The following is a 23,429-nucleotide window of genomic DNA, read 5'->3' as shown; positions in this document are numbered from 1 at the left end:
TCCGGGGAGCCATATGTCCAGCGAATACGCAAAACAGCTCGGGGCCAAGCTCCGCGCCATCCGCACCCAGCAGGGCCTTTCCCTCCACGGTGTCGAGGAGAAGTCCCAGGGCCGCTGGAAAGCCGTCGTGGTCGGATCGTACGAGCGCGGCGACCGCGCCGTGACCGTGCAGCGCCTCGCCGAGCTGGCGGACTTCTACGGCGTCCCGGTGCAGGAGCTGCTGCCCGGTACGACGCCCGGCGGCGCCGCCGAGCCGCCGCCGAAGCTCCGCCTGGACCTGGAGCGCCTCGCCCACGTCCCGGCCGAGAAGGCCGGCCCGCTCCAGCGTTACGCCGCCACGATCCAGTCGCAGCGCGGCGACTACAACGGCAAGGTCCTGTCGATCCGCCAGGACGACCTGCGCACGCTGGCCGTCATTTACGACCAGTCGCCCTCGGTCCTGACCGAGCAGCTGATCAGCTGGGGTGTGCTCGACGCGGACGCGCGCCGCGCGGTCGCCCACGAGGACGCCTGAAACCGGGCAACACCAGCAGAAACGTAACGCCGGGACGGGCGGAAACCTTTCAGGTTTCCGCCCGTCCCGGCGTTTTCTCGCATTCCGAGCCGCGTCCGCGACGAAAGGGCCCGCGGCATGCTCAAAAGCGTGCCGCGGGCCCTTTCAGCCGTTGAATAAATCCCGGCCCGAGCCTATCCGCGACGCAGATTCGGCTTGAGGTCCTTGAAGCGGCCGAGGAGGCCGTTCACGAAGGACGGGGACTCGTCCGTGGAGAACTCCTTGGCGAGTTGCACCGCCTCGTCGATCACCACCGCGTCGGGTGTCTCGTCCATCCACACCAGCTCGTACGTGCCGAGCCGCAGGAGGTTCCGGTCGACGACCGGCATCCTGTCGATCTCCCAGTCGACCGCGTACGTCGCGATGAGGTCCTCGATGCGGTCCGCGTGTTCGGCGTACCCCTCGACGAGCTGCATCGTGTACTCGCTGACCGGCGGCTGGCGGGTGTCGGTCCTGGCGTGCCGCATCCAGTCCGCGAGGACCGTCTGCACGGGCTCGCCGCGCTGGTCGGCCTCGAAGAGGATCTGGAAGGCGCGCTTGCGCGCCGTGTTCCGGGCAGCCACGGTTAGCTGTTCACCCGGCCGAGGTAATCGCTCGTGCGGGTGTCGACCTTGATCTTCTCACCGGTGGTGATGAAGAGCGGGACCTGGATCTCGTGGCCGGTCTCCAGCGTGGCGGGCTTGGTGCCACCGGTGGAGCGGTCGCCCTGGACACCCGGGTCGGTGTGCTGGACGGTGAGCTCGACGGCGGCCGGGAGCTCGACGTAGAGCACCTCGCCCTCGTGCTGCGCGACCGAGGCGGTGAAGCCCTCGACCAGGAAGTTGGCGGCGTCGCCGACGGCCTTGCGGTCGACCATCAGCTGGTCGTAGGTGTCCATGTCCATGAAGACGAAGTACTCGCCGTCCATGTACGAGAACTGCATGTCACGCCGGTCAATGGTGGCCGTCTCGACCTTGACGCCGGCGTTGAAGGTCTTGTCGACCACCTTGCCGGACAGCACGTTCTTGAGCTTGGTGCGCACGAAGGCAGGGCCCTTGCCGGGCTTGACGTGCTGGAACTCGACGACGGACCAGAGCTGGCCCCCGTCGAGCTTGAGCACCATGCCGTTCTTGAGGTCGTTCGTGGAAGCCACGGTTGCGGAATCTCCTGGACTGAAGGCTGGTGGGGCTGCGGTGACCTCGGGGGTCGCGCTGCGGCTCACGGCTACAGCGCGAGCAGCTCCTTGGTCGTGATGGTGAGTAGCTCGGGTCCGCCGTCCGCCTCGGGGCGCACGACGAGCGTGTCATCGATCCGGACACCGCCCCGGCCCGGGAGGTGGACCCCCGGTTCGACGGTGACCGGCACACAAGCGTCCAGTTTACCCATGGTCCCAGGTGCAAGCTGCGGGTCCTCCTCTATTTCGAGCCCGACACCGTGCCCGGTCCGCGGTGCGACGGCCTCACCGTGGCCCGCCGCGGCCAGTACCTGGCGTGCCGCACGGTCGACTTCGCGGTACTCGGCTCCCGGCACGAGAGCCTCCCGGCCTGCCCGCTGAGCGGCGAATACGACGTCGTACAGCTCGATCTGCCAGTCGGCGGGCGTCGTGCCGATGACGAAGGTACGGCCGATCTCACAGCGGTAGCCGCGGTAGTTGGCGCCGAGGCAGACGGAGAGAAAATCACCTTCCTCGACCCGCCGGTCCGACGGCCGGTGCCTGCGCAGGCCCGAGTTCGGCCCGGTGGCCACCGAGGTGGGGAAGGCGGACCCGTCCGCGCCGTGGTCGACCAGGCGGCGTTCGAGCTCCAGCGCGAGGTGCCGCTCCGTACGGCCGACCAGGATCGATTCGAGCAGCTCACCGAGGGCCTGGTCGGTGATCTCGGCCGCGATCCGCAGGCACGCGATCTCCTCCTCGTCCTTGACGATCCGCAGCTGCTCGACCGCGCCGGCGAGGTCGCCCAGGCGCAGTCGCGGCGCGACCGAGCCGAGCGCCCGGTGCCTGGCGACGGTCAGGTGGTGCTCCTCGACGGCCAGGGACTCCGCGCCGGCCGCCGCGGCCGTCCCGGCCGCCGCGACGACGGTGTCGCCGTCCGGCTCCGGCAGGACCGTGGTCCGCAGCTGTTCGTCGGGACGGCCGTCCGCCGGATCGGCGACCGGCGTACGGGGGCAGATCAGCACGTCCTCGTCCGGCCCGAGCAGCAGCACGGCGCCGGGCGGCGCCCCGCCCGCGAGATAGCGGACATTGGCGGGGCGTGAGACCAGTGCGGCGCCGCTGCCGGCCGCGGCGCCGCACTGGTCGCGCAGCCGGCCGCGGCGGGCCGCATACAGCTCTGACATGTTCCGAGCCTACGAGCGGAGCGGCCTCCCGGCCGCTTCAGCGCGTCCGACCGGGCGGCGCGGCCCGGCAGCGCGGTTCAGCGGCCCGGCGGCCCGGCAGCGCGGTTCAGCGGCCCGGCCGTGGGGGGCTGTCCGGCCGTCGCGCGGCGCCGCCCCGGCCCTACCAGGCCGGCGGGCTGGCTATGGAGCGGGCCAGCACCTCGTCCAGTACGCGGGCCGTGGTCTCCACGTCGTACTGCGAGTTGTCGATGATCGGCAGCCCCGAGCCGTACCAGCCGGCCATCCGGCCGTGGATACGGGCCACCTCCTCGTCCGACAGGCGCCGGTTGCCGCTGCGCTGGGCGTTGCGCTCCAGCACGATCTCCAGGCCGGGGAGTATGACCACCGGCAGCAGCCCGGGCCCCACGTGGCGCTTCCAGCCGCCGAGCCCGACGACGGGACGATCCGGGAAGACGGCGTCGTCGACGATGCACGAGATGCCGTTGGCCAGGAAGTTGCGGGCGGCGAAGCCGCAGGTGCGGCGGGCGAGGCGGTACTGGGCCTCGGACTGGTCGTTCCAGCCGGACTGCGGGTCGGCGAATCCCGAGCAGACCCATTCGCGTACGTCGTCGAGGCTGATGTGCGCGGTCGGCACCCGGCGGTGCCCGGCCCAGTGCTTGGCCACGGTCGTCTTGCCCGCGCCCGCGGGGCCGATGAGCAGCACCGCCAGCGTCGTGCTCCCGGTGTCCGTGGGCGCGGCGGCGGGCGGCGGCGCGGGAACGGGGACCGGTCCGCCGGGCGGCAGCTGGATGTGTCCGGTGACGTCCCGGGCCGGCGGCCCCGGCGTGTGCTGCGGGGCCGGGCCGCTCCAGCCGGGGGCCGGAGCGTGGGCGGGCGCGTGGCCGGGTCCGTGGTCCTGCGGGCCGCCGGGGGCGGTTCCCGGGGCTCCAGGGGCTTGCGGAGGCCCCTGGGGCGCCGGTGGCCCGACGGGGGGGCCTGCGGGGTGCGGGGCGCCGTGCGTCCATCCGACGCCGGGCCTGTGGGGCGGTGGCAGCGGAGCCCCCACTGCGTGCTGCATCCGGTGCCACTCCGTCTCGTACAGGCGACTCGTACTGGGCCAGGGCGGTTTCGGCAGGCCCGGGCCTACCGAAAGGTACCTGCCCCTGCCGCGTTGATGTGAACGGCCGGGGCAGGTCCAGAGTGCCCTGTCAGCCGCCGAGTTCCTCGGCCAGGGCCCGCAGGGCGAGCCGGTACGAGCCGATGCCGAAGCCCGCGATCGTACCGCTGGCGACGGCGGCGACCACCGAGGTGTGCCGGAATTCCTCACGTGTGTACGGGTTCGAGATGTGCACCTCGATGAGCGGCGCGGTGCGCTGGGCCGCCGCGTCCCTCATTCCGTACGAGTAGTGCGTGAAGGCTCCCGGGTTGATAACGACCGGAATTGACCCGTCCGCCGCCTCGTGGAGCCAGCGGATCAGCTCGCCCTCGTCATTGGTCTCGCGTACGTCGACGTCGAAACCGAGTTCCTTGCCGAGCCGTCCGCACTCCTCGACGAGCCCGGCGTACGACGTCGCGCCGTACACCTCGGGCTCGCGCGAGCCGAGCCGGCCGAGGTTGGGGCCGTTGAGGACGTAGACCCGTCGCGTCACTTGGACACCTCGCCGTACGCGGCGAGCAGCACCGCCGGGTCCGGGCCTTCGAGCACGGTCGGCTTGGCGAGACCGTCGAGGACGATGAAGCGCAGCAGGTTGCCGCGCGACTTCTTGTCGACCTTCATGTTCTCCAGGAGCTTGGGCCACTGGTCGCCGCGGTAGGCGAGCGGCAGCCCGACCGATTCCAGCACCGTGCGGTGCCGGTCGGCGGTCGCGTCGTCCAGACGGCCGGCGAGACGGCCGAGTTCGGCGGCGAAGACCATGCCGATGGAGACGGCGGCGCCGTGGCGCCAGTTGTAGCGCTCGTTCTTCTCGATGGCGTGCGCCAGCGTGTGACCGTAGTTCAGGATCTCGCGCAGACCGGATTCCTTCAGGTCGCTCGACACGACGTCGGCCTTGACCCGGATCGCGCGCTCGATCAGCTCGGCGGTGTGCGGTCCCTCGGGCGTGCGGGCCGCCGCCGGGTCCTCCTCGATCAGGTCGAGGATCGCCGGGTCGGCGATGAAGCCCGCCTTGATGATCTCGGCGAGGCCGCTGATGTAGTCGTTGACCGGCAGCGAGTCCAGCGCGGCCAGGTCGCACAGCACCCCGGCCGGCGGGTGGAAGGCGCCGACGAGGTTCTTGCCCTCGGCGGTGTTGATGCCCGTCTTGCCGCCGACGGCCGCGTCGACCATGCCGAGCACGGTCGTCGGTACGGCGATCCAGCGCACCCCGCGCAGCCAGGTGGCCGCGACGAATCCGGCCACGTCGGTGGTGGCGCCGCCGCCGACCCCGACGATCACGTCGGTGCGCGTGAAGTTGGTCTGCCCGAGCGCCTTCCAGCAGTACGCCGCCACCTCGACGGTCTTGGACTCCTCGGCGTTCGGCAGCTGGATCGCGATGGCCTCGTAGCCCTGGCTCGCGAGATCCTCACGGATCGCGTCGCCGGTGCCGGCGAGTGCTTCGGGGTGCAGGACGGCGACGCGCCGGGCCCGGTCGCCGATCAGCCCGGGGAGCTCACCGAGCAGCTGCCGGCCGACCAGCACCTCGTAGGGCTCCGCGCCCTCACTGCCGCCGATCTGGATACGGGTGACTGCCTGCTCCGTCATGCTTCCTTCAATTCGAGTGCGTCGAGGACCGCCTGGGCGACCTCTTCGGGGGTGCGGTCGTCGGTCTCGACGACCGCGTCGGCCACCTCGGCGTACAGGTGACGGCGTGCTTCCATCAGCTGCTTCCACTGCTGGCGCGGGTTGACGGCCAGCAGCGGACGCGCGGTGTTCAGCCCGACGCGCTTGATCGCCTCGGTGACGTTCATGGAGAGGTAGACGACGGGCCGCCCTGCCAGGGCCGCCCGGGTGCCGTCGTCCATGACCGCCCCGCCGCCGAGCGCGAGGACGCCCGGGTGCTCGGCGAGGGCGGTCCGTACGGCCTGCCGCTCCAGCTCACGGAAGTGCGCCTCGCCCTCGTCGACGAAGATCTCGGCGATCGGCCGGCCCTCGGCCTCGACGATGTCGGCGTCCGTGTCCCGGTACGGCACGTTCAGCCGCTCGGCGAGGATCTCGCCGACGGTGGACTTGCCGACCCCCATGGGTCCGACGAGCACGACCAGGGGGCCGTCTGCCTGGGTCACCGGACGACCAGGTTGTCGAGGTAGCTCCGCACGTTGCGCCGGGTCTCGCCGACGCTGTCGCCGCCGAACTTCTCCGCGACGGCGTCCGCGAGGACCAGCGCGACCATGGCCTCGGCCACGATCCCGGCGGCGGGCACGGCGCACACGTCGGAGCGCTGGTGGTGCGCGGCCGCGACCTCGCCGGTGGCGGTGTCGATGGTGGCGAGCGCGCGCGGCACGGTGGCGATGGGCTTCATGGCGGCCCGTACGCGCAGCAGTTCACCGGTGGACATGCCGCCCTCGGTACCGCCGGCGCGCCCGGAGGTGCGGCGTACGCCCTCGGCGGTCGGCACGATCTCGTCGTGCGCCTTGGAACCGGGCACGCGCGCGAGGTCGAAGCCGTCGCCGACCTCGACGCCCTTGATGGCCTGAATGCCCATCAGCGCGGCGGCCAGCCGGGCATCGAGGCGACGGTCCCAGTGCACGAACGACCCGAGTCCGACGGGCACGTTGTACGCCAGCACCTCGACCACTCCACCCAGCGTGTCGCCGTCCTTGTGGGCCTGGTCGATCTCGGCCACCATCGCCTTCGACGCGTCCGCGTCCAGGCAGCGCACGGGGTCCTCGTCGAGCTTCGCCTCGTCGGCGGGCACGGGCAGCACGCCGTACGGCGCCTTGGCCGCGGCCAGCTCCACCACGTGCGACACGATCTCGACACCGGTGGTCTGCTTCAGGTACGACCGGGCGACGGTGCCCAGCGCGACGCGGGCGGCGGTCTCCCGGGCGCTCGCGCGCTCCAGGACCGGCCGGGCCTCGTCCAGCGCGTACTTCTGCATGCCGGCGAGGTCGGCGTGGCCGGGACGGGGGCGGGTCAGCGGCGCGTTGCGCGCGAGCTTGGCCAGCTCCTCGGGGTCGACCGGATCGGCCGACATGACCTTCTCCCACTTGGGCCACTCGGTGTTGCCCACCATGATCGCGACGGGGCCGCCCATGGTCAGCCCGTGCCGTACGCCGCCGAGGAAGGTGACCTCGTCCTGCTCGAACTTCATGCGCGCGCCGCGTCCATAGCCGAGCCGCCGCCGGGCCAGCGCGTCCGCCACCATCTCCGTGGTGAGGGGGACACCGGAGGGAAGGCCCTCCAGCGTCGCGACGAGTGCGGGGCCGTGGGATTCTCCCGCGGTCAGCCAGCGCAACCTGCTCAACGGTGCTCCTCATGCTCGCGCCTGGAACTGCAACGGCGCGACCGGGTGCGCGGCCCTGGCCCGCCATCCCCGATCCTCCCACGACCGGGCGCTCGACCGGCCCCCGGTCCAGCAGACGGACGGCCTTCTCAGTGTGCGGGACGCCGTGGCCTGAGCCTGCGAACCGCCGCGGCGCGCCGCAGCCCGCGGGCGCCGGTCACGAGCAACAGGAGCAGAACGGCCGCGCCGAGGGCTGCGCGCAGCCAGTCCGGCAGGAAGTGCAGCGCCGCTTTCAGCAGGTCCGGCGCCGCCAGGGTCCGCTCCATAGCCATGCTCATGATCGAATGCTCTCGGTTGTGACCCGCGCTTCTCCGCAGGTCCTAAGGGGCGGCGAGCGCTCGTTCCCCGGCAGTCCGCATCACGGCGAGCGGCGCGGTGGCGCAGCCCGTCATCTGCTCCACCTGGAGCACGGCCTGGTGTACGAGCAGGTCGAGGCCGCCGACGACAGCGCCGGCGCGCGCCGACCAGGCGGCGGCGAGTGCGGTCGGCCAGGGGTCGTACAGGACGTCGAAGAGGGTGCCGGGACGGTCGGGGACGGCCTGCGCGAGGGCGTCGGTGGTGCCGGCCGGGGTGGTGGCGACGACGAGCGGCGCGTCGAACGCCCGCGCCGCCTGCGCCCAGTCGGCGACGCGTACGTCGACTCCGAGCCGTTCGCCCCACTGCCTCATCTCGTCGGCGCGGGCGGAGCTGCGGACGTACGCGGTGACCGGGCCCGCGCACAGACGGGAGAGGGCGGCGAGCGCGGACGAGGCGGTGGCTCCCGCGCCGAGGACGGCGGCGGAGTCGACCTTCTCGATGCCACGCTCGTTCAGTGCGGCGATCATGCCCGGGATGTCGGTGTTGTCACCGAGGCGCCGGCCGTCCTCCGCGAAGACGACGGTGTTGACCGCCTCCACGGAGGCCGCCGTCTCGCTGACCTCGTCGAGCAGCGGCATGACGGCCCGCTTGAGCGGCATGGTCAGGGACAGCCCGGCCCAGGACGGGCCGAGCTCCGTGAAGAAGCCGGGGAGGGCGGCCTCGTCCACTTCGAAGCGGTCGTACGACCAGTGGGTCAGGCCCAGCTCCTCGTACGCGGCGCGGTGCAGCACGGGCGAGAGGGAGTGCGCGATGGGCGAGCCGAGGACCGCCGCCCTGCGGACGTCATTCACTGCCCTTGTTTTCATTGAACTTTTCCTTGAGCTTCAGGAAATCGTCGTGAGTCTTGGCGAATTCCGTCTTGTGCCGGCCGTCGGTCGCCACGAAGTACATCCAGCCGTCCTGCGTCGGCTCGAGCGCGGCGGCCAGGGCTTCAGCACCCGGGTTGCTGATGGGCCCGGGGGTGAGGCCCTTCTGGGTGTACGTGTTGTACGGGTCCTGGTTTCTGTTGATCTCCGACTCGCTGATCTCGATCTCGCTCTGCCCCTTCAGGTAATTGAAGGCGGAGTCGAACTGGAGCAGCTGGTTCGTCTCCGTGTTGGTGGGCTTGAGGCGGTTGTAGATCACCTCGCCCATCCTGCGGAAATCATCGTCCGTCTTGCCTTCGACCTGAACGAGGCTGGCGACGGTAAGGAGTTCCCAGGGCCCCTTCAGGCCGAGCGACTTGGAGTTCGCCTCCAGGTCGAGCTTTTCGTATTCCGCGTTGGCGCGGGCGACCATCTTCTTGAGCACATCTGCAGGCTTCGCGTTCTTCGCGACCGGATAGCTCGCGGGGAAAAGGAAGCCCTCCAGCGGGTCCTTGACATTCGGGTGATTGATCGCCCATTGAGGCAGGCCGAGACTCTCGGCATCCTTTTTCGCGACGGCCTCGGTCGTCCCGGGTTTCGCTTCCAGACGCTTGTCGATCTCCTCATACACCCACGCGTTGCGCCTGCCCTCGGGAATGATCAAGGCATTGCGGCTGCTCGGCTTGAGCATTTCCGAGACAGCATTGTCCGCGGACATCTTCTTGTTGAGGGTGTACACCCCCGCCTGGATGTTCTTGCCCTGCGGGTTCCTGTTCTGAGCGGCGACAAAGGCGCCCTGGCTCTTGACCACGCCGGCCTTTTCCAGGAGGCTGCCGATTTCGTAACCGCCGGCGCCCTGGGGGATCTCCACCTGAGTGGGACCGGACCCCTTGCCCGCATAGTCTTCGGGCGCGCCGAACTGGTTCTGCCAGAACTGGTAGCCGAAGTAGCCGATGCCGCCCACGCCGCCGACCAGGACCACCGCGACGATGAGACACGCCGTGCCGTTGCGGCTCTTCTTCTTTTTGGATTTTCCGCCGCGCCGGTCGCCGCCCCGGCCGCGGCGGGACTCGCGCGGCTCGTCGGGCTCGTCGTCGTCACCGGCGTCGCCACCCGTGAAGAAGGGGTGCTCCTCGGATGCTTCCGGCTCGGGCTCCGGGGTCCGCTCGGGGGCCTGCTCCGGCTCGGGGCCGCGCCGGCCCGGGGGCTGCGGCGGGGGGTACGCGTCCGGTGCGGCGTAGTAGTCGGGGCTCTCGCCGCCGCCGTAGCCGGGCTGCTGGCCGGTGTAGGGGTCGGCCGCCGGGTTCATGCCGTACGGCACCGGCTCCTGCGGCTGGTGTCCGCCGGTGTCCCAGCCGCCGTCATTGCCGTAGTGCTCCTGCTCCGGGTATCCGGGCTGCTGGTGCTGCGGCTGGTACTGCCGGCCGTCGTAGTACGGCTGCTGCGGTGGTTGCGGCTGCTGCTGGTAGTGCTGCGGCTGCGCCTGGTCGCCGTACGGACCCTGGCCGTGGGCGGCCTGCTGTCCTGCCCACCCCTGGTCCCCGTACAACGGGTCCTCGGGATGCCACGGTTCGTGGCCTGCGCCCCGGCCATACTCAGTCATCAAACCCCATAGTGTGCCGCGAGGCGGCGGCTGCTTCGCGCTGGGGCGTGGCAACCGTTCCGCCTCTTCTTTGTGCGGAAGCTGTTCGAACACCGCCGCATCGCGCGGAACGTTACCGTATCGCGATCAGACAACCACTTCGACGCCCTCGCCCGGGGGATTGCCTGAGACCCGTTCGGCCTCAAGAGCGTTCTGAAGAATGACAATAGCCGCCGCCTGGTCGATGACAGACCGGCCCTTCTTGGACTTCACACCCGAAGCGCGCAGGCCCTGACTGGCCGTCACTGTGGTCATCCTCTCGTCCACCAGTCGTACCGGAACGGGTGCGACGGAGCGAGCGAGCTCCTGGACGAAGACGCGGACCTTGACCGCCGCCGGACCCTCGCCCCCACTGAGGGAGCGAGGGAGGCCGACCACGACCTCGATCGGTTCGTACTCCTCGACGAGCTGCTTCAACCGCCGGTGGGCGGCCGGGACGTCACGTCCCGGCACGGTCTCCACCGGAGTGGCGAGGACCCCGTCGGGGTCGCACGAGGCGACCCCGATCCGGGCGTCCCCGACGTCGATCGCGAGGCGGCGGCCGCGTCGCATCAGGCGCTCTCGCCGACGGCGCGCTCGACGGCGGCCACGGCGTCGCCGATGGCCTCCGGGTTCTGGCCGCCGCCCTGGGCGACGTCCGGCTTCCCGCCACCGCCGCCGCCGAGGGTCTTGGCGGCCGTACGGACCAGCTCGCCGGCCTTGAGACCGCGCTCGCGGGCGGCCTCGTTGGTGGCGATGACCGTCAGCGGGCGGCCGTTGGCGGTGGTGAAGAGGGCCACGACCGTCGGGCGGTCGGCCGGGATGCGGCCGCGTACGTCCAGGACGAGCTTGCGCAGGTCGTCGGCCGACGTGCCGTCGGGCACCTGGCCGGTGACGACGGCGACGCCGCGTACGTCCTTGGCGCCGGATGCGAGACCGGCGGCGGCCTGGAGGACCTTCTCCGCGCGGAACTTCTCGATCTCCTTCTCGGCGTCCTTGAGCTTGGCGAGCATCCCGGAGATCTTCTCCGGCAGCTCCTCGGGACGGCCCTTGACCAGCTCCTGGAGCTGGGCGACGACCGTGTGCTCACGGGCCAGGAAGTTGTACGCGTCCACGCCGACCAGGGCCTCGATGCGCCGCACGCCCGAGCCGATCGACGACTCGCCGAGCAGCTTCACCAGACCCAGCTGGGCGGTGTTGTGGACGTGCGTACCGCCGCACAGCTCCTTGGAGAAGTCGCCGATGGTCACGACGCGCACCCGCTCGCCGTACTTCTCGCCGAACTCCGCGATGGCGCCCTGCTTCTTGGCCTCGTCGATGGACATGACCTCGGCCTGGACGTCGAGCTCCCGGGCCAGCACTTCGTTGATCTTGTGCTCGACGTCGGTGAGGACCGTGCCGGGTACGGCGTTCGGCGAGCCGAAGTCGAAGCGGAAGCGGCCCGGGGCGTTCTCCGAACCGGCCTGGGCGGCGGTCGGGCCGAGCGCGTCGCGCAGTGCCTGGTGCGTGAGGTGCGTGGCGCTGTGGGCCCGGGCGATGGCACGCCGGCGCTTCAGGTCGATGGCGGCGTAGGCGGAGGCGCCCACGGTCACCTCGCCGACCTGGACCGAGCCCTTGTGGACGGAGACACCCGGGACCGGCTGCTGTACGTCGCGCACCTGGATGACGGCGCCCGTGTCCAGCTTGATGCGGCCGGTGTCGGCCTGCTGGCCGCCGCCCTCGGCGTAGAACGGCGTGCGGTCGAGGATGACCTCGATCTCGTCGCCCTCGGTGGCGGCCGGGGAGGGCAGACCGTCGACGAGCAGGCCGACGATGGTCGACTCGCCCTCGGTGTGGGTGTAGCCGGTGAACTCGGTGGTGCCGGAGTTGTCGGCGACCTCGCGGTAGGCGGAGACGTCGGCGTGGCCGGTCTTCTTGGCCCTGGCGTCGGCCTTGGCCCGGTCCCGCTGCTCCTTCATCAGGCGGCGGAAGCCGTCCTCGTCCACGGACAGGCCCTGTTCGGCGGCCATCTCCAGGGTGAGGTCGATCGGGAAGCCCCAGGTGTCGTGGAGCAGGAACGCCTTGTCGCCGGGCAGGACCTTGCCGCCGGCGGCCTTGGTTTCCGAAACCGCCGTGTCGAGGATGTTCGTGCCGCCCTTGAGGGCCTTCGTGAAGGCGGCCTCCTCGGCGAGGGCGACGGTCTCGATGCGCTTCCGCTCGGTCAGGAGCTCCGGGTACTGCTGGCCCATCGAATTGATCACGGTGTCGACGAGCTCGGCGACGACGGGGCCGGTGGCGCCCAGGAGGCGCATGTTGCGGATGGCGCGGCGCATGATGCGGCGCAGCACATAGCCGCGGCCCTCGTTGCCGGGGGTGACGCCGTCGCCGATGAGCATCACCGACGTACGCATGTGGTCCGTGACCACGCGCAGCGAGACGTCCGAGGCGTGGTCGGCGCCGTACCGGACACCGGTCAGCTCGGTGGCCCTGTCGATGACGACCATCGAGGTGTCGATCTCGTAGAGGTTCTGGACGTCCTGGAGGATCATCGCCAGGCGTTCGAGGCCGAGACCGGTGTCGATGTTCTTCGACGGCAGGTCCCCGAGGATCGGGAAGTCCTCCTTGCCGTCGCCGGCGCCCCGCTCGTACTGCATGAAGACCAGGTTCCAGATCTCCACGTACCGCTCGTCGTTGACGGCGGGGCCGCCCTCGACGCCGAAGGCCGGGCCACGGTCGTAGTTGATCTCGGAGCACGGGCCGCACGGTCCGGGCACGCCCATGGACCAGAAGTTGTCCTTCTTGCCCAGGCGCTGGATGCGCTCGGCCGGTACGCCGATCTTGTCGCGCCAGATCTGCTCGGCCTCGTCGTCGTCGAGGTAGACCGTGATCCACAGACGCTCGGGGTCGAGGCCGAAGCCGCCGTCCGCCACGGAGCTGGTGAGCAGCTCCCAGGCGTAGGAGATGGCGCCTTCCTTGAAGTAGTCGCCGAACGAGAAGTTGCCGCACATCTGGAAGAACGTGCCGTGGCGGGTGGTCTTGCCGACCTCTTCGATGTCCGGCGTACGCACGCACTTCTGCACGCTGGTGACGCGCGGGGCGGGCGGCTTGACCTCGCCGAGGAAGTACGGCTTGAAGGGCACCATGCCCGCGGGGACCAGCAGCAGGGTCGGGTCGTCCGCGATGAGCGACGCCGAAGGCACGACGTTGTGTCCGCGCTCCTCGAAGAAGCGCAGCCAGCGGCGGCGGATTTCAGCCGACTCCATCAGTGGTCCTCATTCCGGTTGTACGAATGCTTGGTGTGGTCAAGAGCGGCGAAGCGCCGGTGTTCGAGAGCTGCGGGGTCGTTCTGCGGGTCGAGGCCGAGGGCTTCGCCGAGCTCGGCCTCGCGCTGCGCCATCCCCGCCTTGACGTCGAGCGCGAACTCCTTGAGCCGGTGGCCTGCTTCGACCGCCTTGTCGGCGGCCTGCGCGGCGAGGCTCTCGGGCGTCAGCTGCTTGAGCTTGCGGTTGACCTTGGTGGTGGCCCACACACCGGCTGCGGCACCCGCGGTGAACCAGAACGTACGGCGGAACATTGCGGCTTCAGCCCTTCCGCTTCCTGCGCCGGGCGGACGGCACGGTCCGGCCGACGATCACAGTGCGACGCGACGGCTGCTCCGCCGCCGGAGCGTCCTTGCCACGGCCGAGCGCCCGGCGTACGCCGTACCCGAAGGCGGCGACCTTGACGAGCGGGCCGCCGAAGGTGGACGCGACGGTCGTCGAGAGCGCGGACGCGTTGGAGGTGACTTCCTGGACGTCGGTCGCGATGGCGTCGACCCGCTCCAGCTGGGTCTGCGCGGACCGGACGGTCGCGGAGGCGTCCGCCAGCAGCGGGACCGCCTGCTCGGTCACGTCCGCCACCAGCTTGGTCGTCGCCCTGAGGGTCTGGGCCAGCCTCACCAGCACCACGGCGAGGAAGGAGACCAGGATCGCCCAGAAGACGGCCACCAGGATGCCGGCCACCTCTCCACCGGACACTTTGCACCGCTCCCTGTACGTGAGAAAAGTCGTTCTGTGAGCCTATCGCGCCGGGGCTCCGGGTCCGTACCGCATTACGGGCGCACGGGGCGGGAGTACGCGGGGTGATTGTACGGAGTGCTTACGGATCGGTACGCTCCGTGTTCTATGCGACGCACTCCCCGTTCCTTCCCCCAAGCCCCTGCGCACGGCAACCTTCCGGCGGAGCTGAATCCGTTCGTCGGGCGGCGCGAGGAGCTGGCCGAGCTCGGCCGTCTGCTGGAGGACACCCGGCTGATCACCGTGACCGGGATCGGGGGCGTCGGCAAGACACGGTTCGCGCTGCATGCTGCGAACGACCTGCAGGAACGGTACTGCGACGGGGCGTGGCTCGCCGAACTGTCCGCTCTCGCCGATCCCGGCCTGCTGGAGCACGCGGTCGTCGAGGCACTGGGGCTGACCGACCAGACCAGCAAGCCGCCGCGCAGTGTGCTGGTGGAACATCTCGCGGAACGCCGGCTGCTGCTCGTGCTCGACGGTTTCGAGCATCTCGTCGACGCCACCGCCGGGCTGGTCAGGGAGCTGCTCCGGCGCGCGCCCGGGCTGACCGTGCTGGCCGCAGGACGGCTGCCGCTGTGCGTCGACGGCGAACAGACCTTCCCCCTCCCGCCGATGCCCGGCCCGGACGCGGTCCGGCTCTTCACCGTCCGGGCCGCCGCGGGGCAGCCCGGCTTCCGCCTGACGGACGCCAACCGCGACACCGTGCACGAGCTGTGCCGTCGCCTGGACGGGCTTCCGCTCGCCCTGGAACTGGCGGCCGGGCGGCTGAAGGCACTCTCCGTCGAGCAGCTGCTCGACCGGCTCGACGACCGCTTCCGGCTGCTGACCGGGTCCACCCGGGGCACCCTCCCCCGCCACCAGACGCTGCGTACCGCGATCGGCTGGAGCCACGAGCTCTGCACGCCGGAGCAGCGGCTGCTGTGGGCACGGCTTTCGGTGTTCGCGGGGCAGTTCGACCTGGAGGCGGCCGAGTACGTCTGCGGCGGCCCGGAACTCCCGGGGGACAGTACCCTAAGCGCCCTCGGTGTTCTCGATGTGCTCACCGATCTGATCACGCAGTCCGTCGTGGTCCGCGAGGACACCGCGTCGGGGGTCCGCTACCGGATGCTGGACACCGTCAGGGAGTACGGCGCCGACTGGCTGGTGGCCATGGGCGACGCGGAGCGCGTGTGCCGCAGGCACCGCGACTGGTACCTGGGGCTCGCGACCTGGTGCGAACTGGAGTGGTTCAGTCCCCGGCAGGCCGAGGTGGCGGCGCGCGTCGACAGCGAACTGCCCAATCTGCGCAGGGCGATGGAGTACTCGCTGGAGCACCCGCAGGACGTGCATCTGGGGCAGTACCTGGCGGGCACGCTCTGGTTCTACTGGGCCGGCTGCGGACGCCTGTCCGAGGGACGGCACTGGCTGGACCACGCCCTGGAGGCGGAGAGCAGGCACGAGCCGCACCGGCTGAAGGCGCTGTGGGTGCTGGGTTACGTGGCCGTACTCCAGGGCGACGCGATCGGGGCGCTCGCCGCCCTGCAGGAGTGCCGCGAGGGCGCCGAACTCAGCGCCAACCCCGTCGCGGCGGCGTACGCCGTGCACCGGTCGGGCTGTCTCGCGCTGGTCTCCGACGACATGCGGCGGGCGGAGGAGCTGCTGCGCGACGCCCTCTCACGGTACGAGGAGATCGGCGAGCTCAACAGCAATGTGCTGATGGCCCAGGTCGAGCTGGCGATGGCGGTGGCCTTCCGCGGCGACCTGGCCCAGGCCGTCGCGATCTGCGAGGAGGTCGCCACGGTCTGCGAGGACCACGGGGAGCGCTGGGCCCTCGCGTACGCGCTGTACGTCCTGGCCTATGCGGCGCATACGCACGGCCGGCCGGACCGGGCCCGGGAGCTGCTGGCGGAGTGCCTGGCCATCAACCACACGTTCAACGACCTGCTGGGCGTGGTGCTCGCCCTGGAGCTGCTGGCGCTGGTCACCCTGGATGAGGGCGACCCGGCGGAGGCGGCGGTGCTCCAGGGGGCGGCCGGGCGGATCTGGCCGTCGGTGGGGCTGCCGCTGTTCGGTTCGGCGTACTACAACATGCCGCACGCGCTGTGCGAGGAGAAGGCGCGCGAGCGCCTGGGCGACGGCCCGTACGAGAAGTTCCGGTGCCAGGGCGCCTCGCTCGGCCTGGACGCGGTGGTGGCCAGGGCGCTCGAAGGGCCGACCCGCCCGGCACCGGCCGTCCCGCCCCGGCCGCGCGGGGCCTCCGTGCCCGGGATCAGCGCCCCGCACACGCGCGAGCCCGCCGTCTCCCGTTCCGTACGGAACGAGGAGGCGGCGGGCTGAGGCACGTGCCCGACTACGGCCGCTGGATCAGCGGGCGTAGTACTCGACGACGAGCTGCTCGTCGCAGATGACCGGGATTTCCTTGCGGTTCGGGTCGCGGTCCAGGCGGAAGGCCAGGGCCTTCAGGTTCACCTGGAGGTAGCGCGGCGTCTCACCGTCGGTGTCGTAGCCACCCTCGCGGGCAACCTGGAAGGGGTGCTTCTCGCGGCTGCGCTCGCGGACCATCACGACGTCGTCGGGACGGACGCGGAACGACGGCTTGTCGACCTTGCCACCGTTGACCTCGATGTGGCCGTGCACGACCATCTGACGGGCCTGGTAGATCGTGCGGGCGATGCCCGAACGAAGGATGAGGGCGTCGAGGCGGCGCTCGAGCTCGATGACCAGGGCCTCGCCGGTCTTGCCTTCGGCCTTCTTGGCGCGGTCGTAGGCGCGGGCCATCTGCTTCTCGCTGATGTCGTACTGGGCGCGCAGACGCTGCTTCTCGAGCAGACGGACCTTGTAGTCCGAGTTCTGCTTGCGTCCACGGCCGTGCTCGCCCGGCGGGTAGGGGCGGGCCTCGAAGTACTTGACAGCCTTCGGCGTCAGCGCAATGCCGAGCGCACGGGACTTCTTGACCTTGGGACGCGACTGGTTAGGCACGTTCTCCAGACCTCCGTTGTAGGTTAGGTTAGGCTCACCTTACTCAAGGAGATCGCATGTCTCGTCCGGGGAACACCAGTCACGTCACGGACAACACAAAGAAGGCCGACATCAGAAGTGTCGACGCGACGGAGGTCCGATCAGATCGTGGTCAGCCGCGTCCCAGCGGACTTGAAATCGCGCGGATGCCGTCAGCAGCCGAGCGCACACGAACTCTCGTACAGAGTACCTGCTCCGCGGTAGTGCTTCTCCCCGGTCCCGTGGTGGCCCGCCCCGAACAGCTGGTCCCGCAGGAGCGGAGCGTGGGGCCCGACGGTGAAGTGCTGCTGGTCTTCCCCGCGGACTCACCGGTCGTACGGGCCGCCACGCACGCACAGGACGACGAGCTGGCCGTGGTGCTGGAGATCACCGATGTCGCACCGGTCTCGGTGCCCAACCGGATCCGCGGCCGTGCCCGGGTCTCCGGCCGGCTCACCTGCGTACGCGGGGTGGCCGGGCCGGGGCGGATGCTGCTGCGGCTCGAGGTCGGCGAGGCGCGCGTGGACGACCTGTGGGGGACGGGGATGGTCGAGGCCGAGGCGTTCGCGGCGGCGGCCGCGGATCCGCTCGTCGAGCACGAGGCGGAGCTGCTCCAGCATCTGCACACGGCCCACAGCGACCAGGTGCGGCGGCTGTGCGGCCTTGCGGGCGACCGCGCCGCCGGGACGACCAGTGCGGTGCCCGTGGCGATGGACCGGTTCGGGCTGCGGGTGCGTTTCAGCGGCGGCGCCACAGGACGCGTCTTCGACGCGCGGTTCGACTTCCGCGAACCGGTGCGCGACATCGTCGGGCTGCGCCGTGCCATGCACCAGCTCTTCGAGGCGGCCGCGCACTGAGCCGGTCGCCGGCCCGCGCGGGCCGGCGGATCAGGGACGTGCTTCGGACGGGCCGTCACCGCGCAGCCGGCCGCGCACCTTCCCGACGACGTCGGCGTAGCGGGCTTCCGCTCCGTAGCGTGTGGGTTCGTAGTAATGCCGGCCGTGCACGGCGTCCGGGGCGTACTGCTGGGCGGCGATCGCGCCCGGTACGTCGTGCGGATACACATAGCCCTGCGCGTGGCCGAGCTTGGCCGCGCCCTTGTAGTGGCCGTCGCGCAGATGCGCGGGGACCGGGCCGGCCAGACCCTTCCGTACGTCGGCCTGGGCGGCGAAGATCGCGTTCGTCGCGGCGTTGGACTTGGGCGCGAGGGCCAGCGCGATCGTGGCGTGGCTGAGGGTGAGGGCGGCTTCCGGGAAGCCGATCATCGCCACGGCCTGGGCGGCGGCGACGGCCGTCGGCAGGGCGGTCGGATCGGCGAGGCCGATGTCCTCGCTGGCCGAGATCATCAGCCGCCGCGCGATGAACCGGGGATCCTCCCCCGCCTCGATCATGCGGGCCAGGTAGTGCAGAGCGGCGTCCACGTCGGAGCCCCGGATGGACTTGATGAGGGCGCTCGCCACGTCGTAGTGCTGGTCGCCGTCGCGGTCGTACTTCACCGCCGCCCGGTCGACCGTCTCCTCGACCGTTTCGAGAGTGATCTCCTCCTCGCCCTTGGAGATCGCCGCGCCCGCCGCCGCTTCGAGCGCGGTCAGGGCGCGCCGGGCGTCGCCGCCCGCGATCCGCAGCAGGTGCGCCTCGGCGTCCCCGGAGAGCGTGAGGGCGCCGCCGAGGCCGCGCTCCTCGGTGAGGGCCCGGTGGAGCAGGGCGCGCAGATCGTCGTCGGTGAGCGATTCCAGCGTGAGCAGGAGGGAGCGGGAGAGCAGGGGGGAGATGACCGAGAAGTACGGGTTCTCGGTCGTCGCCGCGATGAGCGTGACCCAGCGGTTCTCGACGGCGGGCAGCAGCGAGTCCTGCTGGGCCTTGCTGAAGCGGTGGATCTCGTCGAGGAAGAGGACGGTCTCCTTGCCGTATCCCCCGGAGGCGCGGCGGGCGCCGTCGATGACGGCCCGCACTTCCTTGACACCGGCGGTGATGGCGGAGAGTTCGACGAAGCGCTTCTGGGTGGCGAGGCTGACGACGTACGCCAGAGTGGTCTTCCCGATGCCGGGCGGGCCCCACAGGATCACCGAGGAGGGTCCGGCGGGACCGCCGCCGCCTTCCCCGACCAGCCGGCGCAACGGGGCCCCCGGCTTCAGCAGATGCTGCTGGCCGACGACCTCGTCGAGGGTGCGCGGACGCATCCGTACGGCCAGGGGGCTGCTGGACGGATCCTTGAGCTGGCGGTCTTCCGCGGCTGCGGTGAACAGGTCGGGCTCCACGCGTGAAGCCTATGCCAGCCCACTGACAACGCCGACGGCTCAGCTGGTCCAGAAGTCCCACCAGCGGGTCAGGATCAGCATCCCGATGATTCCGATCCACAGGACCGGCGGCACCCAGTGGAACTCGACGAGACCGCTGCGCAGGCCGCCGGGGGCCGGGATGATGCGGTGCTTGACGTTGTGGGTGGTGACGTAGCAGAACATCACGATGGTGGCGACCCAGGCCAGGCAGCACCACAGGCAGAGCGAGTTGATGTTGTACAGCGACTGGTACTGGAGCCAGGTGCAGAAGCCGACGCCGAAGAGGGTTCCCGCGTTCAGCCCGAGCCAGAACCAGCGGCGGTAGCGTGCGCCGGCCAGCAGGCCCATGCCGATAGAGACGACCACCGCGTAAGTGGCGAGGCCGAGCATCGGGTTGGGGAACCCGAAAGCCGCCGCCTGCTCGCTCTTCATGATGTTGCCGCACGCGACAACGGGGTTGAGGCTGCAGCCCGGTGTGAAGTTCGGGTCCTCGAGCAGCTTGAACTTGTCGATCGTGATGACCCACGAGGCCAGCAGCCCGGCCAGACCCGTGATCACCAGCAGCAGGGCGAAGGGGCGACCGCTGCCGGTCGTGCCCTTCTGGCCCTCCTGCACGCCGTTGGAAGTGCGGTCGTCCACCGCTGCAGTCGTCATATCGCCGTTCCGTCGCTGAGTCAGCCGAGTGGGCTGAGTGACCTGCCGGGAGGACCATTCTGCCGCACTGCCACCCGTGGCCACCGTTCGACGGACATAAGGAGGGGCCCGCCACCACGCTCCCGCGCTCGCCGCGGCAGGGCCGTGACCGGGGTGAAGCAGCGATTCCGGGCGTCGGCCCGTCCAGAACCGGCATCGTCCGGCAGGACGAATCCACCCCCACGAAGTTGACCACCCGCGCAAGCGTGCGCGCGGGGGCGTCGGCGTACCGCCGCTTCGGCCGACGGGACCGGACACGACAGGGCCCGGCCGCCCTGGTGGACGGCCGGGCCCGTGCGTGTGTCAGGTGTGTGCCACGGGTCAGGCCAGGCGGCGCTGGATCTCCGCCGTGAGCGCGTCCAGGGCGACCGCCACCTGCTCGCCGGTCTCCATGTCCTTCAACTGGGCCTGGCCGTCGGCCAGATCCCGCTCGCCGGCGACGATCGTGTAGCGGGCGCCCGAGCGGTTGGCGTTCTTCATGGCACCCTTGAGGCCTTTGCCGCCGTACGCGAAGTCGGCCGCGACCCCCGCCCTGCGCAGCTCGGTGACCGTACCGAAGAGGACGCGGCGCGCCTCCTCGCCGAGCGGCACCGCGTACACGCTGGTGGTGGCGGGCAGGTCGAGCTCGACGCCCTCCGCCTCCAGCGCCAGCACCGTGCGGTCCACGCCGAGCGCCCAGCCGACGGACGGCAGCGCGGGGCCGCCGATCATCTCGGACAGGCCGTCGTAGCGGCCGCCGCCGCCCACCGCGGACTGCGAGCCGAGGCCGTCGTGGACGAACTCGAAGGTGGTGCGGGTGTAGTAGTCGAGGCCTCGCACCAGCTTCTCGTCGTCCTCGTAGGCGACGCCCGCCGCGTTCAGCAGCTCGCGGACCTGCTCGTGGTACGCCTTGCACGCGTCGCACAGGTAGTCGCGCAGCATCGGCGCGCCCACCAGCTGCTTCTGTACGTCGTCCCGCTTGTCGTCCAGGACCCGCAGCGGGTTGATGTCGATGCGGCGCCGCGTGTCCTCGTCGAGGTCGAGGCCGCGCAGGAAGCCCTGGAGGGCCTCCCGGTAGACGGGCCGGCACTCCTTGTCGCCCAGCGAGTTCAGCAGGATGCGGAACTGCGACAGGCCCAGCGAGCGGTACGCCTGGTCCGCCAGGATGATCAGTTCGGCGTCCAGTGCCGGGTCCTCGGCACCGATCGCTTCGGCGCCGACCTGCGAGAAGTGGCGGTAGCGGCCCTTCTGCGGGCGCTCGTAGCGGTAGTACGAGCCGGAGTACCAGAGCTTGACGGGGAGGTTGCCGCTCTTGTGCAGGTTGGCTTCCAGGGCCGCGCGCAGGACGGACGCGGTGCCCTCCGGGCGCAGCGCCAGCTTGTCGCCACCCTTGGTCTCGAACGCGTACATCTCCTTGGAGACGATGTCGGTGGACTCGCCGACGCCGCGCGAGAAGAGGGCCACGTCCTCGAAGCCGGGCGTCTCGATGTAGCCGTACCCGGAGCCCCGCAGCGGCGCGGAGATCGCCTCGCGCACCGCCAGGAACTTCGCGGAGTCCGGCGGGATCAGGTCGTACGTGCCCTTGGGGGCCTTGAAGGTGCTCATGGGGCTTGTCTCGTCACATTCCTCGTCGGGGAGCGGCGGCCAGACCGTTCAGGTACGGGTTGGTGGCGCGCTCGCGGCCGATGGTCGTCTGGGAGCCGTGGCCGGACAGCACCACGGTCGAGTCGTCGAGCGGCAGGCACACGCGGGCCAGCGACTCGAGCAGCTCGGCGTGGTCGCCGCCGGGCAGGTCGGTGCGTCCGACGGAGCCGGCGAACAGCAGGTCGCCCGAGAAGAAGACCGGCGGTATGTCGGCCTGCTCGGGCATCCTGAAGGTCACCGACCCCTTGGTATGGCCGGGCGCGTGCGAGACGGTGAAGTCGAGACCGGCGAGCTTCAGCTCCGCGCCGTCGGCCAGCTCCTTGACGTCGTCGGGCTCGCCCACGGTCAGCTCACCCATCAGCGGCATGCCGATCGAGCGTCCGAGCGCCTTCTCGGGGTCGCTCATCATGTACCGGTCGGCGGGGTGGATCCACGCCGGTACGTCGTGCGCTCCGCACACCGGGACGACCGAGGCGACGTGGTCGATGTGGCCGTGGGTGAGAACGACGGCGACGGGCTTGAGCCGATGCTTCGCGAGGGCTTCCTCGACGCCCGCGGCGGCCTGGTGGCCCGGGTCGATGATCACGCACTCCTCGCCCGCGGCGGGGGCGACCAGGTAACAGTTGGTCCCCCAGGCCCCGGCGGGAAACCCGGCAATAAGCACGATCGTCCTCAATGTGTCGTCCGGCGGGAGATTGCTGTGCGCAATTGCAGCAGATCAGAGCCTACCGGGGCCGCTCATCCCCCAGCGAACCCATATACGGTACGGGCAAGCTCGGCTAGGCCGGACAGCAGTGACAGACGAGACGCACGAGGAGAACACCGGTGGTCAGCAACGATCAGCGGCGGCGCCAGCTCGCCCGGGAGAAGTACGAACGGCAGCAGCAGCGCCGCGCCGAGGCCCGGCGCAAGTCCCGCCGTCGCAACGCCGTGATCGCCTCGGCGCTCGCCGTGGTGCTCGCGGGAGGAGCGGTGGCGTACGCCACGGGCGCTCTGGGTGGCGACGACGCCAAGGACGCCACCGTTGCCGACGCGGCCCCCAGTGCCACGCCGTCGAAGAAGGCTCCCGACCCCTGCGAGAAGCCCGCCCCGGGGGCGATCAAGAAGCTCTCGTACAAGAAGGAGCCGGCGCTCACCATCGACAAGTCCGCGCCGTACACGATGAAGCTGCGGACCACCTGCGGCGACATCACGCTCGGTCTGGACGCGGCGAAGGCCCCGCGCACGGTGAACTCGTTCAACTTCCTCGCCGGGAAGGGCTACTTCGACCACACGAAGTGCCACCGGCTGACGACCGGCGGCATCTATGTCCTGCAGTGCGGCGACCCGACCGCGCAGGGTTCCGGTACGCCCGGCTACAAGCTTCCGGACGAGAACCTGAAGGACCCGAAGCTCAAGGGCGGCGTCTACCCGGCGGGCACGGTCGCGATGGCCAACGCGGGTCCGGGCACGGGCGGCAGCCAGTTCTTCCTCGTCTACCAGGACAGCAAGTTGCCCCCCAACTACACGCCGTTCGGGACCATCAAGGGCGGCATGGACGTGCTGAAGAAGATCGCCGGCGCGGGTGAGGCGAGCGGGCAGGGCGACGGGGCGCCGAATGCCACCGTCGTCATCGACAAGGCGACCGTCACCAAGTAAATCCGGAAGTGCGGGATGCGGACAGCCGCCCTGCCGT

The 23,429-nt window shown here is 70.6% G+C and carries 24 protein-coding genes; 4 read left to right on the top strand and 20 right to left on the bottom strand.

Annotated elements, in window-relative coordinates:
- Nucleotides 1–13 precede the first annotated feature (13 nt).
- On the top strand, nucleotides 14–514 hold the full coding sequence (bldD, locus tag BN1555_RS27480; protein WP_093801867.1) for a transcriptional regulator BldD: 501 nt from the start codon (nucleotides 14–16) through the stop codon (nucleotides 512–514).
- 173 nt (nucleotides 515–687) lie between these two features.
- Here the strand turns inward: bldD and nusB are convergent, their stop codons facing one another.
- From nusB to BN1555_RS27405, 15 genes are all read right to left on the bottom strand, one after another.
- Nucleotides 688–1,116, bottom strand: coding sequence for a transcription antitermination factor NusB (gene nusB, locus BN1555_RS27475; RefSeq protein WP_093801866.1), 429 nt, complete (start codon nucleotides 1,114–1,116; stop codon nucleotides 688–690).
- Nucleotides 1,117–1,118: 2 nt separating this feature from the next.
- Nucleotides 1,119–1,685, bottom strand: a complete 567-nt coding sequence (efp, locus tag BN1555_RS27470; protein WP_093801865.1) for an elongation factor P — start codon at nucleotides 1,683–1,685, stop codon at nucleotides 1,119–1,121.
- 71 nt (nucleotides 1,686–1,756) lie between these two features.
- Entirely contained in the window at nucleotides 1,757–2,866 is a 1,110-nt protein-coding gene (locus tag BN1555_RS27465; RefSeq protein ID WP_093801864.1) for an aminopeptidase P family protein, read from the bottom strand.
- Nucleotides 2,867–3,026: 160 nt separating this feature from the next.
- A complete protein-coding gene (locus BN1555_RS27460; RefSeq protein WP_093801863.1) occupies nucleotides 3,027–3,923 on the bottom strand; it encodes a Pro-rich N-terminal domain-containing protein in 897 nt (298 codons plus the stop codon).
- Nucleotides 3,924–4,053: 130 nt separating this feature from the next.
- A complete protein-coding gene (aroQ, locus tag BN1555_RS27455; RefSeq protein ID WP_093801862.1) occupies nucleotides 4,054–4,494 on the bottom strand; it encodes a type II 3-dehydroquinate dehydratase in 441 nt (146 codons plus the stop codon).
- Complete coding sequence (aroB, locus tag BN1555_RS27450) at nucleotides 4,491–5,585, bottom strand: 3-dehydroquinate synthase (RefSeq protein ID WP_093801861.1); 1,095 nt, start codon at nucleotides 5,583–5,585, stop codon at nucleotides 4,491–4,493. Before aroB ends, aroQ begins: the two co-directional genes overlap by 4 nt.
- Entirely contained in the window at nucleotides 5,582–6,064 is a 483-nt protein-coding gene (locus tag BN1555_RS27445) for a shikimate kinase (protein WP_093803683.1), read from the bottom strand. The genes aroB and BN1555_RS27445 overlap by 4 nt, the downstream gene beginning before the upstream one ends.
- A 38-nt stretch (nucleotides 6,065–6,102) precedes the next feature.
- Nucleotides 6,103–7,287, bottom strand: coding sequence for a chorismate synthase (aroC, locus tag BN1555_RS27440; RefSeq protein WP_093801860.1), 1,185 nt, complete (start codon nucleotides 7,285–7,287; stop codon nucleotides 6,103–6,105).
- A gap of 128 nt (nucleotides 7,288–7,415) precedes the next feature.
- Nucleotides 7,416–7,604 (bottom strand): hypothetical protein, encoded by a 189-nt coding sequence (locus tag BN1555_RS38555; RefSeq protein WP_141662889.1) that lies wholly within the window; start codon nucleotides 7,602–7,604, stop codon nucleotides 7,416–7,418.
- Between the two features lie 42 nt (nucleotides 7,605–7,646).
- On the bottom strand, nucleotides 7,647–8,489 hold the full coding sequence (locus tag BN1555_RS27435) for a shikimate dehydrogenase (RefSeq protein WP_093801859.1): 843 nt from the start codon (nucleotides 8,487–8,489) through the stop codon (nucleotides 7,647–7,649).
- Complete coding sequence (gene mltG / locus BN1555_RS27430; protein WP_093801858.1) at nucleotides 8,467–10,131, bottom strand: endolytic transglycosylase MltG; 1,665 nt, start codon at nucleotides 10,129–10,131, stop codon at nucleotides 8,467–8,469. Before mltG ends, BN1555_RS27435 begins: the two co-directional genes overlap by 23 nt.
- A gap of 126 nt (nucleotides 10,132–10,257) precedes the next feature.
- Complete coding sequence (gene ruvX / locus BN1555_RS27420) at nucleotides 10,258–10,722, bottom strand: Holliday junction resolvase RuvX (RefSeq protein WP_093801857.1); 465 nt, start codon at nucleotides 10,720–10,722, stop codon at nucleotides 10,258–10,260.
- Nucleotides 10,722–13,391 (bottom strand): alanine--tRNA ligase, encoded by a 2,670-nt coding sequence (gene alaS / locus BN1555_RS27415; protein ID WP_093801856.1) that lies wholly within the window; start codon nucleotides 13,389–13,391, stop codon nucleotides 10,722–10,724. The genes ruvX and alaS overlap by 1 nt, the downstream gene beginning before the upstream one ends.
- The gene (locus BN1555_RS27410) at nucleotides 13,391–13,702 is read right to left on the bottom strand and encodes a DUF6167 family protein (protein WP_093801855.1); all 312 of its coding nucleotides are present in this window, start codon (nucleotides 13,700–13,702) and stop codon (nucleotides 13,391–13,393) included. Before BN1555_RS27410 ends, alaS begins: the two co-directional genes overlap by 1 nt.
- A gap of 7 nt (nucleotides 13,703–13,709) precedes the next feature.
- Entirely contained in the window at nucleotides 13,710–14,144 is a 435-nt protein-coding gene (locus BN1555_RS27405; RefSeq protein ID WP_093801854.1) for a DUF948 domain-containing protein, read from the bottom strand.
- A gap of 147 nt (nucleotides 14,145–14,291) precedes the next feature.
- Here BN1555_RS27405 and BN1555_RS27400 point away from each other — a divergent pair, with 147 nt between their 5' ends.
- Nucleotides 14,292–16,499: an ATP-binding protein gene (locus tag BN1555_RS27400; RefSeq protein ID WP_093801853.1), complete on the top strand. Its 2,208-nt coding sequence runs from the start codon at nucleotides 14,292–14,294 to the stop codon at nucleotides 16,497–16,499.
- Between the two features lie 27 nt (nucleotides 16,500–16,526).
- On the opposite strand, the gene rpsD is transcribed toward BN1555_RS27400, so the two are convergent.
- The gene (rpsD, locus tag BN1555_RS27395; RefSeq protein ID WP_028814090.1) at nucleotides 16,527–17,141 is read right to left on the bottom strand and encodes a 30S ribosomal protein S4; all 615 of its coding nucleotides are present in this window, start codon (nucleotides 17,139–17,141) and stop codon (nucleotides 16,527–16,529) included.
- A gap of 185 nt (nucleotides 17,142–17,326) precedes the next feature.
- On the opposite strand from rpsD, the gene BN1555_RS27390 reads away from it, so the two are divergent.
- Complete coding sequence (locus BN1555_RS27390; protein WP_093801852.1) at nucleotides 17,327–18,016, top strand: DUF2470 domain-containing protein; 690 nt, start codon at nucleotides 17,327–17,329, stop codon at nucleotides 18,014–18,016.
- Between the two features lie 30 nt (nucleotides 18,017–18,046).
- On the opposite strand, the gene BN1555_RS27385 is transcribed toward BN1555_RS27390, so the two are convergent.
- The 4 genes from BN1555_RS27385 to BN1555_RS27370 form a co-directional block, all read right to left on the bottom strand.
- A complete protein-coding gene (locus BN1555_RS27385) occupies nucleotides 18,047–19,417 on the bottom strand; it encodes a replication-associated recombination protein A (protein ID WP_093801851.1) in 1,371 nt (456 codons plus the stop codon).
- A 39-nt stretch (nucleotides 19,418–19,456) separates the two neighbouring features.
- Nucleotides 19,457–20,092, bottom strand: coding sequence for a vitamin K epoxide reductase family protein (locus tag BN1555_RS27380; protein ID WP_093801850.1), 636 nt, complete (start codon nucleotides 20,090–20,092; stop codon nucleotides 19,457–19,459).
- Between the two features lie 360 nt (nucleotides 20,093–20,452).
- Nucleotides 20,453–21,715, bottom strand: a complete 1,263-nt coding sequence (gene hisS, locus BN1555_RS27375; protein WP_093801849.1) for a histidine--tRNA ligase — start codon at nucleotides 21,713–21,715, stop codon at nucleotides 20,453–20,455.
- 13 nt (nucleotides 21,716–21,728) lie between these two features.
- Nucleotides 21,729–22,418, bottom strand: a complete 690-nt coding sequence (locus BN1555_RS27370) for an MBL fold metallo-hydrolase (protein WP_093801848.1) — start codon at nucleotides 22,416–22,418, stop codon at nucleotides 21,729–21,731.
- A gap of 161 nt (nucleotides 22,419–22,579) precedes the next feature.
- On the opposite strand from BN1555_RS27370, the gene BN1555_RS27365 reads away from it, so the two are divergent.
- Nucleotides 22,580–23,392, top strand: a complete 813-nt coding sequence (locus BN1555_RS27365; RefSeq protein WP_093801847.1) for a peptidylprolyl isomerase — start codon at nucleotides 22,580–22,582, stop codon at nucleotides 23,390–23,392.
- The last annotated feature ends 37 nt before the right edge of the window (nucleotides 23,393–23,429 follow it).

Source organism: Streptomyces sp. Wb2n-11 (assembly GCF_001049855.1).
GTDB lineage: Bacteria > Actinomycetota > Actinomycetes > Streptomycetales > Streptomycetaceae > Streptomyces > Streptomyces altiplanensis.
This window is presented reverse-complemented; position numbering and strand designations above follow the sequence as displayed.

Bases quoted from the DNA above. Each gene is read 5' to 3' on its own strand.
- BN1555_RS38555 (WP_141662889.1), bottom strand. From the start codon at position 7,604: ATGAGCATGGCTATGGAGCGGACCCTGGCGGCGCCGGACCTGCTGAAA.
- BN1555_RS27445 (WP_093803683.1), bottom strand. From the start codon at position 6,064: ATGGGGGTCGGCAAGTCCACCGTCGGCGAGATCCTCGCCGAGCGGCTG.
- alaS (WP_093801856.1), bottom strand. From the start codon at position 13,391: ATGGAGTCGGCTGAAATCCGCCGCCGCTGGCTGCGCTTCTTCGAGGAG.
- BN1555_RS27400 (WP_093801853.1), top strand. From the start codon at position 14,292: ATGCGACGCACTCCCCGTTCCTTCCCCCAAGCCCCTGCGCACGGCAAC.
- BN1555_RS27435 (WP_093801859.1), bottom strand. From the start codon at position 8,489: ATGAAAACAAGGGCAGTGAATGACGTCCGCAGGGCGGCGGTCCTCGGC.
- BN1555_RS27390 (WP_093801852.1), top strand. From the start codon at position 17,327: ATGCCGTCAGCAGCCGAGCGCACACGAACTCTCGTACAGAGTACCTGC.
- bldD (WP_093801867.1), top strand. From the start codon at position 14: ATGTCCAGCGAATACGCAAAACAGCTCGGGGCCAAGCTCCGCGCCATC.
- BN1555_RS27380 (WP_093801850.1), bottom strand. From the start codon at position 20,092: ATGACGACTGCAGCGGTGGACGACCGCACTTCCAACGGCGTGCAGGAG.
- aroB (WP_093801861.1), bottom strand. From the start codon at position 5,585: ATGACGGAGCAGGCAGTCACCCGTATCCAGATCGGCGGCAGTGAGGGC.
- ruvX (WP_093801857.1), bottom strand. From the start codon at position 10,722: ATGCGACGCGGCCGCCGCCTCGCGATCGACGTCGGGGACGCCCGGATC.
- hisS (WP_093801849.1), bottom strand. From the start codon at position 21,715: ATGAGCACCTTCAAGGCCCCCAAGGGCACGTACGACCTGATCCCGCCG.
- BN1555_RS27465 (WP_093801864.1), bottom strand. From the start codon at position 2,866: ATGTCAGAGCTGTATGCGGCCCGCCGCGGCCGGCTGCGCGACCAGTGC.
- BN1555_RS27460 (WP_093801863.1), bottom strand. From the start codon at position 3,923: ATGCAGCACGCAGTGGGGGCTCCGCTGCCACCGCCCCACAGGCCCGGC.
- BN1555_RS27410 (WP_093801855.1), bottom strand. From the start codon at position 13,702: ATGTTCCGCCGTACGTTCTGGTTCACCGCGGGTGCCGCAGCCGGTGTG.
- mltG (WP_093801858.1), bottom strand. From the start codon at position 10,131: ATGACTGAGTATGGCCGGGGCGCAGGCCACGAACCGTGGCATCCCGAG.